The 12,167-nt window shown below is 59.6% G+C and carries 10 protein-coding genes; 7 read left to right on the top strand and 3 right to left on the bottom strand.

The annotated features are described in order from the left end of the window. Positions 1-256 precede the first annotated feature (256 nt). The 5 genes from SH410x_RS28275 to SH410x_RS28255 all read left to right on the top strand — a co-directional run bounded on the left by SH410x_RS28275 (position 257) and on the right by SH410x_RS28255 (position 5,791). Complete coding sequence (locus SH410x_RS28275) at positions 257-2,011, top strand: hypothetical protein (RefSeq protein ID WP_473672953.1); 1,755 nt, start codon at positions 257-259, stop codon at positions 2,009-2,011. Continuing rightward, the gene (locus SH410x_RS28270; protein WP_473672951.1) at positions 2,008-3,255 is read left to right on the top strand and encodes a CNNM domain-containing protein; all 1,248 of its coding nucleotides are present in this window, start codon (positions 2,008-2,010) and stop codon (positions 3,253-3,255) included. The genes SH410x_RS28275 and SH410x_RS28270 overlap by 4 nt, the downstream gene beginning before the upstream one ends. Next, positions 3,252-4,190, top strand: coding sequence for a CNNM domain-containing protein (locus tag SH410x_RS28265; RefSeq protein WP_473672949.1), 939 nt, complete (start codon positions 3,252-3,254; stop codon positions 4,188-4,190). Before SH410x_RS28270 ends, SH410x_RS28265 begins: the two co-directional genes overlap by 4 nt. A gap of 11 nt (positions 4,191-4,201) precedes the next feature. Beyond that, the gene (locus tag SH410x_RS28260; RefSeq protein ID WP_473672947.1) at positions 4,202-5,185 is read left to right on the top strand and encodes an NAD-dependent epimerase/dehydratase family protein; all 984 of its coding nucleotides are present in this window, start codon (positions 4,202-4,204) and stop codon (positions 5,183-5,185) included. Between the two features lie 393 nt (positions 5,186-5,578). Further along, entirely contained in the window at positions 5,579-5,791 is a 213-nt protein-coding gene (locus SH410x_RS28255) for a hypothetical protein (RefSeq protein ID WP_473672945.1), read from the top strand. Positions 5,792-5,857: 66 nt separating this feature from the next. Here SH410x_RS28255 and SH410x_RS28250 read toward each other — a convergent pair whose 3' ends face one another. Further along, positions 5,858-6,871, bottom strand: coding sequence for a tetratricopeptide repeat protein (locus SH410x_RS28250; RefSeq protein ID WP_473672943.1), 1,014 nt, complete (start codon positions 6,869-6,871; stop codon positions 5,858-5,860). A gap of 353 nt (positions 6,872-7,224) precedes the next feature. Between SH410x_RS28250 and SH410x_RS28245 the strand changes: the two genes are divergently transcribed. Further along, complete coding sequence (locus tag SH410x_RS28245; protein WP_473672941.1) at positions 7,225-7,398, top strand: hypothetical protein; 174 nt, start codon at positions 7,225-7,227, stop codon at positions 7,396-7,398. 386 nt (positions 7,399-7,784) lie between these two features. After that, a complete protein-coding gene (locus SH410x_RS28240) occupies positions 7,785-8,273 on the top strand; it encodes a class I SAM-dependent methyltransferase (protein ID WP_473672939.1) in 489 nt (162 codons plus the stop codon). A gap of 137 nt (positions 8,274-8,410) precedes the next feature. Here the strand turns inward: SH410x_RS28240 and SH410x_RS28235 are convergent, their stop codons facing one another. After that, complete coding sequence (locus SH410x_RS28235; protein WP_473672937.1) at positions 8,411-10,882, bottom strand: hypothetical protein; 2,472 nt, start codon at positions 10,880-10,882, stop codon at positions 8,411-8,413. A gap of 99 nt (positions 10,883-10,981) precedes the next feature. Further along, a complete protein-coding gene (gene dprA, locus SH410x_RS28230) occupies positions 10,982-12,163 on the bottom strand; it encodes a DNA-processing protein DprA (RefSeq protein ID WP_473672935.1) in 1,182 nt (393 codons plus the stop codon). Positions 12,164-12,167 lie beyond the last annotated feature (4 nt).

Here is a 12,167-nt window from a genome sequence, read left to right as displayed (position 1 = left end):
TTCGCTCAGAGGGCTATTGTAACTCGAGGAAAAGTCTCGGTTTTGGGAGCGTTGAGCGTGTTGGACGCGATGTCATACGCGTTTCCACCACTCGGCTCTACAGGATGTTTCAGGCTCGTTGGAACGGGGGATTGGCGGTCAAGGGGGTGCGGGTTACCCCAAAGGCAGGGCGGGTTGGCGACAAGCCTATGCCACCGCTCGTTCAGTGATTACTATTGAGAGCATGCTAGGCCCCGTATTTAACCGTGAAGCCTCCGTGGCTCCGAAGCGTTCGTCAACCTATTTGACGCGCGGCATTTATTTGCTGACGTTGTTCTTGTTGCTGTGTACCGGCTACTTGGTGCTGGATGGTTCCCGGTCGCTGGCAGCGAACTCGGATGCGGCCAAATTTGGCGGCTGGATGTTTCGTTTGCTCGCCCCGCTGCAGCTCGTGATTTTATCCGCATTGGCGGCAGTCGGTGCGGCCAGTAATGTGGCTCAGGAAAAAGACCGTCGCACGTTGTTGTTGCTGTTGATGACGCGCTTATCGGGTTTTGAAATTGTCGCGGGCAAGACGGCATCGGCGTTGCTGATGCCGCTCAGCCTGTTGGTTGTGTCGCTGCCGCTGTTTTTGACCTTACCGCTGTTGGGCGGGGTGGCCCCTGCGCAGGTGTTTGCGGTGTTTTTGGTGATCGCGGTGAGCGTGGTGGTTTCTGCCGTGGTCGGTACGGTCGTGGCGTTTTGGCGTGAGAAGACGTTTCAATCGATCGCCCTGACCTTCTTGGTCCTGTTGTTATTGGTGGCCGTTGGCGAAATCATTGCCAGCCTCGGCCCACGTGCTGCCGGCTGGGCGACGGCGATCAGTCCGCCCCGCGCGCTCGTGGCGGCGACAAACTCAATGTCTGGTGTCGCTGCGTTGACGCAATCGGCCGAAGGCGGGTTCGTGGTTTTGGGCAGCCTGTTCTCGCTCGTTGTGCTGGTGATGGGTGTCGTCAAAGTCCGCGTTTGGAATCCGTCGCGAGAGGTGCGATTAAAGGCACCCGAGCCGGAGACGAGCGAGGAATTTCAACGTGACGCCACTTCGTCCGAAGGTCCCGCGTCCTGGAAAGTCCGGCAGCCGCGACCGGTTTGGGACAATCCGATTTTGTGGCGGGAAGTTCGGACGTGGGCGTATGGCCGCAAAATCCTATTGATTCGCGCGGTGTTCGTGTTCATCTTTGCATTGATCACGACGGCGGTTTGGTATCAGATTCAGAGCGGTGCGGCTATGGAACCATCCGGCCGGATTGGACGCGCATTCCCCGCCGTCACGATTCCCATCGCGATTCTCGGTGTGATCAGTTTGGTGTTGGTCAACGCGTTGGCGGTGACGTCGATCACGGGTGAACGGGACGGGTTGGCATTGGATCTCTTGTTGGTCACCGACCTCAGGCCGCGTGAGTTTATTTTTGGCAAGCTATTTGGCGTGATGTATGCCGCCAAGGAGCTGATCCTGTTGCCGCTGGCATTGATCGTTTATCTCGCGGTTGCCGGCGTGATGACACTTGAGAGCATGCAGTATGCGATATTAGCAGCGATCGGGTTGTATGTGTTTGTGACGACGCTGGGGATCCACTCGGGTTTGAATTATGTTTCGGGGCGAACGGCCACGCTTGCCAGCCTCGGGACGGTGTTTTTCTTGTGTGTCGGGATCGCAATTTGCATGACGATCATGGTCAGTTTTCGCGGTGCGTTTCAACTGCAACTGGCCCCGTTCTTGGTCATGATTCTCGGCGGCGGGGCGGCGTTGTTCGCTGCACTGGGTTGGCGAAATCCATCCTCGGCGATCTTCACCGCGGCGTTTGCATTGCCCTTGATCACGTTCTATGCGATTACGCAGTTCCTGCTGCAGACGGATCATCTGTATGTCGCTGCCTCGTTGATCTTCGGCTACGGGTTTACCACCGCGGCGATGATGATCCCGGCACTGAGTGAATTCGACGTTCCCTTGGAGGTCGAGCCAGGCGACTCACATGCGGAGTCAACCGTTTGAGTGAGTTGGCGGCTCAGTGGCCATTTCTCTCAGCCATGTTGGTATTGATTGTCGCCAGCGGTTTGTTCAGCGGTAGCGAAGCAGCGCTGTTTTCGATCCAAGAGCGAGACCGGCGGCGGCTAATGCGCGGCGGCGGTGCGGGGCGTGTGGTGGCGCGTCTACTCGACGATCCCGATCGATTGCTCGCAGCGATTCTATTCTGGAATCTGCTGATCAATATGATTTACTTTGCGCTTGTGGCGATCGTGGCTAAGGAAACCAGCCAGCCCAGCCTGTTCACGTTTGCGGCGCTGGTGATCATTATTTTTTGCAGTGAGATGTTACCCAAAAGTGTTGCGGTGATGACGCCACTGCGAATCGGTTTGGCCGTGTGCGTGCCGATTTCGGTGGCGGCCGCCATTGTCGATCCAATTCTGCCGATCGTGCGTTGGGCGAACGATGCCGTTTCGCGATTGTTGTGGCCATCGTTCCAGCCAGAACCCGTGATCGATCTGGCGGATATTGAGCGTGCGATTGACTTGGGCACCGATGATGCTGTTTTGATCCGCCGTGAGCGTGCTGCGTTGCAGTCACTCGTGGCGATGGCGGAGATGCGTGCCGATGAGATGATGCGGCCCCGCAGTCGGTTGCGCGTGCTCACGCCGCCGCTCGATCCATTATCGCTGCATGGTGGGTCACCTCCCGGCGGATACATCATGATTGCTGATCCGCGTGATCCGGCGGGAGAGACGTGGATGGGCACGATCGCCGTGCGGATGCTGCGACCACAGCAGTGCAGTGACCTCGCCTCGGCAATCGACCCCATCATGTTTACCCCGTGGTCGTCCCGCGTATCGCACGTCTATGACTCATTGCGGCAGCAGGAGCTCAGTGTTGCGGTGGTGGTCAATGAATTTGGCGAAATCATCGGTGCGCTATCGATTGACGATATTCTGCGCGGCGTGTTGGCCAATCGGGGACAACGCGATGCCGCCGAGGATCAGATTAAACGTGTCGGTGGGGACCATTACCGGATGCCGGGCATGACCAGTCTACGGGCACTGGCACGGATGCTATCAATCGAAGTTCCCGAGGAGCGAGCCGCGACGGTATCGGGTTATGTGCAGCGATATAACGAGCGTGTGCCGCGAGTCGGCGATGTCGCGCTCCTGCCACCATTTGAATTGGTCGTCACGGATGAGGACGACGACGATATCTGGATCGAAGCCTGGCGGGGGCCGGAAGGTACCGGTGAATCGCAATGATCGCTGCCATTTTGATCTTTCTTGTCGGGCTGGCGCTGAGCGCCTTTTTCAGTGGCACCGAGACGGGACTGTACCGTGTTTCGCGAACCCGGTTGGTCTTGGACGGTCTGAGCGGTTCGTGGGCGGGACGCGGCTTGGTGTGGTTGCTCAACCATCCCGCGATGTTCGTCGCGACGACCCTCGTCGGGAACAATCTAGCCAACTACATGACGAGTTTCGCGGTCGTGATGTTTGGCGGCGAAGCGATGGGGGGTGGCGCGGGCTTGGAGCTGGGTCTGACCGTATTGATGACACCTCTCGTTTTTGTGTGCGGCGAGTTGTTACCCAAGAGTTTGTTCTTTCAGGCCCCCTACCGCCTGCTGATGGCCACACGCTGGGTCCTGTTAACCGCAACGGTTATTTTCTCACCGGTGGCGAGTCTGCTGGCCCTCCTCGGCAATGCTTTGCAAGCGATGACGGGCCAGACACCGTTTCGAGTGAACTTGACGATGGCCCGTGGTGACCTCAATCGCGTGCTGCGAGACGGTTTCGAAGCCGGCATCTTAACGACGAGTCAGCGTCTGCTCGCTCAGAACATTTTCGAGATTGGGAACCAAGCCGCCGTCCAGTTCGGCGTACGGCCCGATCGTTTGGCCGTTGTTAACACACCTGTCGACTTGGCGATCGCCCGCCATCAAGCTCGACGTAGCAACCATCCGATTATTTTGGTACGACGTCGTGGACGCATCGTGGGTTTCTATCGATTTTCCGATCTGATCGGCAAAGAAGAGGTGCCCGAGCCGATGCCGGTGGTACGCGGTTCGCTAAGTGACCGCCACTTGGGCGTGCTGCTGCGACTCTACGATGCTAACAGTGACGTGGCAGTGCTGTACGACGCCACCGGCAATCTGGCTGGTGTGGTCACGCGCCGACAACTTGTTCAACCATTGATGTAACACGAAATAAGATGCGAGTTTTTGTAACGGGTGGCTCAGGGCTACTGGGCAATACGATTCTGCGACAACTGGATGCGACCGAGCATGAAACGGCATACCTGGTGCGTGGTGAAGCAGCAGCGGGGGTTTTTGAGGGCTTGGATTCCAAACCCTTTCGAGGTGATTTGAGCGATCGCGTCTGTCTCGAAGAAGCCGCCCATTGGGCCGATGTCGTCATTCATTCGGCGGGTCTCATTCATGTCGGCTGGACGCGGCTGGAGGAATCCATGCGCGTCAATCGTGATGGCACAGGCAACGTCGTCGACGCATGTTTGCGCCATGATTGTCAGTTGCTCCATATCGGTACGGTCAACACGCAAGCCGTTGGCAGTCGTGACGCAGCCGCGGACGAAAATACACCGTTGGACAACGCGGGCGGCCAAATTCCGTGCAGTTACGTCCTGAGCAAGCGAGCGGGCAACGACGAGGTCAAACGCGGTGTCGAGCAGGGGTTGCGAGCGCTGCTCCTGCATCCTGGATTCATGCTCGGGCCGTGGGATTGGAAACCGAGCAGTGGGCGGATGATGCTGGAGGTCGGCCAAATGTGGCGACCGATCGCCCCCCGGGGCGGCTGCAGCGTGTGTGATGCTCGCGATGTCGCCGATGCAATCATCGCCGCGATGGATGTCGACGCGCCGAACGGTCGGTCGTACATCCTCGGCGGATACAACATCACGTACTACCAACTTTGGACGGAGATGGGCAAACGTTTCGGCAAACCGCGACCGATCATGCCCGCGGGACCTCTGCAACGAATCACCGCATCTTCTTATGGCGATCTGCGAGCCAAATTGACGGGGCAGGAAACCGAGGTCAACAGCGCCGCGATTGAGCTAACGAGCCAATATCACTGGTACGATTGCACCCGTGCGCGAACGGAACTCGGATACCAAAACCGCCCACTCGGAGAAACGCTCGACGATGCTGCCGCGTGGATTCGCGAACGTTATTTGTAACCTGTTTTGCCGCTCAAGCCCGAGTTCTCGGTCTGACTCGCGCCCGTCCGGTCCGGTCCGGTCCGGTCCGGTCCGGTCCGGTCCGGTCCGGGGCTGCTCGTTTTTTAGGCTGGGCGATGCTCTCAGCGAGGGACCGGGGTGGCCGGTCGAACCGGCCCGCCTTGCGGTGTGGAAAATAGTTTTGCACGTGCTGGGGGTGTCTGGACGGACGGATTAGAATACAGGAAGCTGCTGTTGCGGCAGTGGGGGCAGCGGGATGGTCCAAAACGCTACCTGATGAGCTCATCGGCACCATCGATCGCCTCCCCCCCACGCGCCATGACTACCGCAGCTGACCTCGCTCGTGACCGTCGTCGATCATGAGACATTTATTTACTGGGAACATTCACATCCATGTCGAAACATCAACAACCCACCCACGGCCACGATCATCACAACGCCGCGGGTCACGCTGCAAAACAGAGTAAAAAGATCCATCACGACTGGCGATTCTGGACCGCCATCGTGCTGATGATGCTGGCGATGGTCGCTTATGTCATGTCATTCGACGAATCCTTGCGGCCCGGTGGCGTGGATGAACAGGAAGTTCCGATGGCGGCCGAATGATGAACGACTGACTGGCCCAGGTCCCGCCGCGGCACGCCGCGAAGTGAGGTGGTGACACAGCACGAGTTAGCGGCTTTCTCCGGTGGCGGGGCCGATTGCCATGCGTGAGTTCGATCTGGTGGTGCGGCGGTCGCCGGGTCGAGAGAGGCCTGAGTCAGGTTGATAACTCGATGGCATGCGACGACTCGCGTTCGGGTTCTCGAGGGATGAGATCACCGCGTCACCGGCCAGTTCGGAGGTGTCGATGCTGCTCCGCACCCATCCCGAAGCCGCGACGGCTTCCGGGTCGATTCGCATGGCCTGTGCAAGCCAATCCTGAGCGGCCACGGAATCGCCGCCCGCGATCGAGGAGGCGGCAAGTTGCAGTCGCGCCGTCACGTCGGATGGATTTTTCTCCGCTGCGGCAATGAGGCACCGCTGCGCCTCGTCGCCGCGGCCGAGTTCACGATACGCCAAGCCGCGCAGCAAATCGGCGCGGCCGGGAATGATGCCGCCGTCGGTTTGGTTGAGCAGTACTGAACCGCCCGCCTCGTTGAAGCGATCGAGTGTGGCAAGCAAGCGGTCATGCCGTTCTTGTTGGAAGTAGATTTCCGCCGTTTGCAGCTGGACGTAGGGATAGTCGGGCTGCAAGGACAGGGCGCGGTGATAGGCGGCCAATGCCGCAGGAGAGCGTCCTTGCGCCATTTCGCAGTCGCCCCACAACGCCCACAACGCGGCCCACTCGCGATCTGCTTGGAGGGCAATTTCGCACTGCCGGGCCGCTTCGTCGACGCGTCCCAGTTCGAGGTACATGCGACCGAGCCGCTGCAGATGCTTCGGATCACCCGCGCTGAGCTGGACGGCTTGTTTGAGGTGCACGATCGCTTCGTTGCGTCGTCCGCGGAGCCACAGCGTGTCAGCGAGTCCACGATGGGCCGCGTCGTTGTTGTCCGACACGTCGAGCGATTTGCTGAAGAGATCCTCGGCCACGGTCCAGTCGCCTTGTCGGGCGGCCTTGAGCCCTTGCCGCGACAGCCGCCGAGCCGCGACGCTTTGGCGGCTTTCCCCAAACTTGACGATGCTGCGACAACCCAGCTGCATACAGCCGGCCATTAGCGCAGCGGCGATCAGGGATGCCCAAATGCACCTGCCGATGACACCGCTCTGAGCAGCAGAGACGGCAAATCGGCGCCTATGACGGTTGTACGAACTCGCGTTCAAAGAGTCCCTTTCTCGATGGATCACATCGCACTGATATCAAAATCCCTGCAACCGGTGCTAGCCGGAGAATCCGCAAATCTTTCCTCCCTGGGGTGACCCGCACGACCGGAACCGGGTCGCGAATCTCGGTAGAAATCAGCCGATCGTCAATATCGGTAGGCGATCGATCGGCCCCGATGGGTCTCTCGCCTGCTTGTTCACGTCTTCGTTCTACATGCACTCCGGTCGCCGCGATGTCCTCTACTTGTTTGACTGACTCCAACGAATACGCTCCCGGTCAACTGCTCGCCGAACTGGAGCGACGCCAAGACGATGTCTTGGCTCAGCTCGATGATCTCGAGAACAAACTCCGCGATGTCCTGCGGGGTTTGAATGTGGAAATGGAAGAGGTTGAGGTGGAGGCGTGAAACTGGAAAAGTTGAGCTCAACACGGAAAAATGTCAGTTTGCCGTGCCGCGAATGAGTCAACGGAGCCGCTGCGTTCGCCAGAACCTGGGTTTCACCGCTGAGGAACGAGCGGGAACTGACTGTTGGGGGGCGATTTGTCCGACCGCGGAGCGTTCGGTTACTTTGATCCCGCTCGGGACAATGGTCCCAAGCTCCAAATACGTTATCATCGGATGCCACGCCGCTGGGTGAGTTTCACCATCAATTTTGCCGCTGAGAGGGAGCATTCGCTATTTCCACTGAACCCACTCGCAGTGGTCTACCCGCGTGGACCTTTCTGAAAAACTTCGCACGCAACCCCACCGCGGTCGGTGCGATAGCGCCCAGCAGCCAGGGGCTGGTCGAAATGATGGTCGATTGGTTTGACTGGAACGAGGTGCGGGGGGTGGTTGAATACGGACCGGGGACGGGCGTTTTTACTGCGGGCATCACCCAGCGATTGCACCCCGACGCCGAATTCTTCGCAATTGAGCGTTCAGCTGACCTCGCCGAACTAACCCGCCAGCGGTGCCCCGGCACCAAGGTTCACGAAGCATCAGCCGCCGACGTTCAGCAATTGTGCCACCGCGAAGGGATCGGCCAGGTCGACGCGATCATCTGCGGATTGCCGTGGGCGTCATTTCCTGAATCGCTCCAGGCGAGCATTCTCGACGCCACACTCGACGTGCTCCGTCCCGGAGGTCAGTTCGCCACGTTTGCATACTGGCAAGGCGTCGTGCTGCCTGCGGGCAGGCGGTTTTCGCGACGGTTGAGCACCAGCTTTTCGGACGTACACCGTAGCCCGACCGTGTGGCGAAACCTGCCGCCCGCGTTCGTGTATCGCTGCACGAAGTAGGCGTTCCATATCGCTTGGCTCTGCGAGCCGATTGCGTATGGCCTAAACCGAGTCGCTACGTTCGTCAGTACGTGCGAGCGACCCTCTGGTGAGGGACGCTCGCTTGAATGCGACGTGTTTTACCGTCTCGCTGTTGCTTACTCGTCTGCGGGCATGTTCATCTGGAAACCGGTTCGCGTGTCGACCGACTGCAGATAACCGCGAATCAGATTGCGGGTATCCTGGCTGCCCAGCAACTGGGCCATGAAACGCTGCTGCGGTTGGCGGAACTGCTCGCGGAGTTGCTCGACGTCGGGTTGGAACTCTGTCGGCGTGACGACGTAGTAAACCGATTTCAGGTCGTTGGGAGCGACCGCGTAGGCGCCCACTTCGGTGGTGAAGACAGCACGCATGAAATCGTCTCCCACGGCATCGAGTTCAGGGACTTCCGCAGGCACCGTTTGCATGAAACCGACCTGTTCGAGCCAGCTGAAGGGGCCGACGTTCTCGATCAGATTGTCTTTCTTGTCCGCAGGGATCACGTCAGCGAGCGTTTTCGCATCGCCCGCGGCGGCGGCAATTTTATCTGCGGCGGCGGCGGCGAGCTCTCTCGCTTCGGCCATGCGTAGGAAATGCACGACCTCATCGCGAGCCTCGTCGAGCTTGGGAACGTAGGACGGGACGTCCTTCGTCTTCCAGCTGATGTAGGTTACGCCGGCTTCTAGATCGACCGAGCGGAGCGGTGAGAAGATGGGTTGGGGCTGGAGCACGGTGCCGTCCTGCATGGGGGCGCCGAACATCATCGCGCTGTAGGGCGGTCCGCGTCGATTCAAACCAGTACCGAGTCCGAAGGAGTTTCCTGGAGCGATTTTCTCGACGCTGAGACGGTTGACGAGACCCTTGGTTTTTCCGTACTGCAAACCAAGTTCATCAGCCATCTTTTTCAGATCAAGACGCGTTGGTGCGTCGGCTTCCGTCTGCACGCCAACGGACACATTGCTTTCGTGGACGGCGAGTTCGCTGAAGTATCGGCGCATCCGCTTGTTCGCCTCGGAAACAGCGTCGTCGAGGGCGCGGCGGGCGGGCTCGCTAGCCATCTCCGTGGCGATTTGGTCGCGCACGTCGTCAAAGCCTTGAGACTCGGTCGGCGCCGGCTCGTCATCAAGGTCGAGGCTGGTTGCGGGTTCGGCGGGTGTTGCCGCTGGCGTTTCAGGGGCGGCAGCAGCTGCGTCCGCATCGTCGTCTTGGAATGCAACCAGTCGAACAGACCGGTCGTCACGACGGTTGAGCGATGACTCTTCGGCTGCGGGTTGAGTAGGTTCCGTTTCGGCAGCCGGCTCCACTTCGGGCTTGGCTTCCTCTGCGGGCATGCTCTCTTCGGCAGGTTTGGACTCTTCAGCAGGCTTGGTATCTTCTGCAGGTTTAGTCTCTTCGGCAGGTTTAGTCTCTTCGGCAGGTTTGCTCTCTTCGGCAGGTTTGGACTCTTCGGCAGGTTTGGACTCTTCGGCAGGTTTGGACTCTTCAGCGGGTTTGGTTTCCTCGGCGGGTGCCTTCTCTTCGCTGGCGGTCATTTCCTCGCTGGGTGCGGCCGTGTCGCTCGGAGCGGCACCATCGCTAACGCCGCTCTGTTCGGCAGGTGGTTCTTTGTCCATCGTCGTTGTGCCCGCTGGAACGACGGCATCTGCGGGGAGTTGGAAATCGCCACCGGCGAGCCGGCGCTCGTACTCGTCGCGCAGTTGTTGCTCGCTGAGTTTGGCTTTTTCGGCGTCGAGGAATTGCTGCAGGTCGGCAGCGACGTATTCGATTTGAGCAGAGTCGGGCCGGCGGAAACCGGGCAGAGGTGAATCGTTACCCGGGAAGCTCATTCGCTGGCGACCAGCGTCGTAGGTGTCTTGAATGTCGGACTGGCTGGGGTCCTTATCGGTTTGGTCGAAGTATTCGCTGGCCAAAACACCGTAGGCGGTTACCGTCGCCTGTTGGTTGAGTTTCAGAAAGTTTTCCCATTGGCCCAGCGGGGTGACAATTGGAATTTGGCCGCTACTGAGTCCAACGAGCGCCCCACGTTGGTACAGATCCGCTAAGAGGTGCATGCGGAGTTGTTCGTAGAGGTGTTGTTGGCCGAGTTGACGGCCGCTGCTCTGCATCAAGAGCGCTGCGATCTCGTTGTCGCTGACGGTACCGTCCGAGAACCGGGTCAGCCAATCCTTCAATTGCACGTCGTCCAGTTCAAAGCCAGCTTTTTGGGCTTCGTGATAGAAACGCAGTGTGTGGATGGTGGCTTCTTCGCTCGGGTTGGCATCGATGCCGATCGCAGTGATTTGGCCCGATTGCTCGTCCAGTTGGAATCCAGGGGTCTGCGGGACACCACCTCGTTTGAGCGTGAGGCTGGCCAGTTCGTACAGGAATCGAACGACGGCGCGGTGATTCTGCGTAGTGCGGGCCACCCGCGTGCGGGTCAGTTCGGTGCCATCAAAGGTGGCGGCGACCGGATTGGAATTAATCCCACCGCCACGACGCATGTACGTATCCAGCGCCGGCAGGACGACGAAGGAGAACAGAGCCAAGAGGGTCAGAAAGACCATCAGGGGCTTGAGGTTGCGTCGAAAGATCTCGAACGGACTCGAACTCATCAGAGAAGCCTAGCGGGGCGGGGACAATCGAAAACTGCGTGAAGATGCAAACCGCAAAGGGTATCGCCGATGGAAATTGGAGGTCAAGACGACTTGACACTAAACTCTCGCGACATACTGGCTGCTGAGCCTCCGAACGAAGCGTTTCATTTCGAGGATACTGACAATCGCGGAGACTCTCGCCGAGGACAATTCGCACGCCACCGTGACGGCGTCGAGCGAACTGCCGGTCGGAGAAATCTGATCCAAAACGGCCAGTTCGAGTTCATTGAGCGAAATTTCGCGTCCATCTCGCATCTCACGCTCGCCATGATTTCCTTCGGATTCTCCGCTGCGGAGAATGGGTTGGCTCAGCGGACCGAGCAGTTCCAGCACGTCATCGGCGTTACTGATGAGGATCCCACCATCTCGGATCAAGCGGTGGCATCCTTGGGAGGCCCGATTATTAACGGGGCCTGGCAGGGCACCCACGCTGCGGCCAAGCTCGCTGGCGAGCCTAGCGGTGATCAGGGCCCCGGACCGTTCGGGCGCCTCGATCACGATTGTCGCCAGTCCGGCGGCGGCGATGAGCCGGTTGCGTTGTGGAAACATCCCGCCGCGCGGCTTGGATAGCGGTGCGTGTTCGCTGATGACGGCCCCGGAGGCGGCAATTTCCGCCGCCAGTGGCTTGTTTTCGGCCGGGTACATCTGCCCTAAACCACCCCCCAGGAACGCGACCGTGCGGCCACCGACCTCCAACGCGGCGCGGTGTGCGGCGGTATCGATGCCGCGCGCCAACCCGCTGATGATGGTCACCGATGCCGCCGCGAGATCGCGTGCCAGACGGCGGGTTTGCTCGAGACCGTACGCGGTCGCGTGACGGGTACCCACGATCGACACGGCAATCTGATCGACGGCCGTCCAGCTGCCCTGGCAAAACAGGATCGGTGGCGTGTCGTCGAGCTCCCCGAGCGGTTGCGGATAGCCACTATCGTCTGGCTGAATGATCTGGGTGCCGTTTTGCCGGCACCACCGCAAGACATCGTCCACATTAATATGATCGCCCGCCGTACGAATCGTGTGGGCGAGTTTGGGGCCGATGCCGGGGACCCGCTGCAACGAGTCCGTATCGGCACGTAGAATTTCGGCAGCCGAACCGAATGCCTCGCTCAGCACGCTCAGACCCCGTGGTCCCAGGCCCGGTAGCAAACACAACTGCAACTGGTCCCGCACGCCCGCATCGACAGTCGAAGACGCTGCACTCTCCTGTTCCTGTTGCCAATAGAAGAGTTCGTCGGACACCCGG

It is taken from the genome of Rhodopirellula sp. SH410, assembly GCF_055811895.1.
Note: the sequence above shows the minus strand (reverse complement) of the source record. Positions and strands in the feature narration are given on the sequence as shown.

What these genes read in the sequence shown, in the direction of transcription:
- SH410x_RS28265 (WP_473672949.1), top strand. Translation starts at nt 3,252, where the DNA reads ATGATCGCTGCCATTTTGATCTTTCTTGTCGGGCTGGCGCTGAGCGCC.
- SH410x_RS28260 (WP_473672947.1), top strand. Translation starts at nt 4,202, where the DNA reads ATGCGAGTTTTTGTAACGGGTGGCTCAGGGCTACTGGGCAATACGATT.
- SH410x_RS28255 (WP_473672945.1), top strand. Translation starts at nt 5,579, where the DNA reads ATGTCGAAACATCAACAACCCACCCACGGCCACGATCATCACAACGCC.
- SH410x_RS28250 (WP_473672943.1), bottom strand. Translation starts at nt 6,871, where the DNA reads ATGCAGCTGGGTTGTCGCAGCATCGTCAAGTTTGGGGAAAGCCGCCAA.
- SH410x_RS28245 (WP_473672941.1), top strand. Translation starts at nt 7,225, where the DNA reads ATGTCCTCTACTTGTTTGACTGACTCCAACGAATACGCTCCCGGTCAA.
- SH410x_RS28240 (WP_473672939.1), top strand. Translation starts at nt 7,785, where the DNA reads ATGATGGTCGATTGGTTTGACTGGAACGAGGTGCGGGGGGTGGTTGAA.
- SH410x_RS28235 (WP_473672937.1), bottom strand. Translation starts at nt 10,882, where the DNA reads ATGAGTTCGAGTCCGTTCGAGATCTTTCGACGCAACCTCAAGCCCCTG.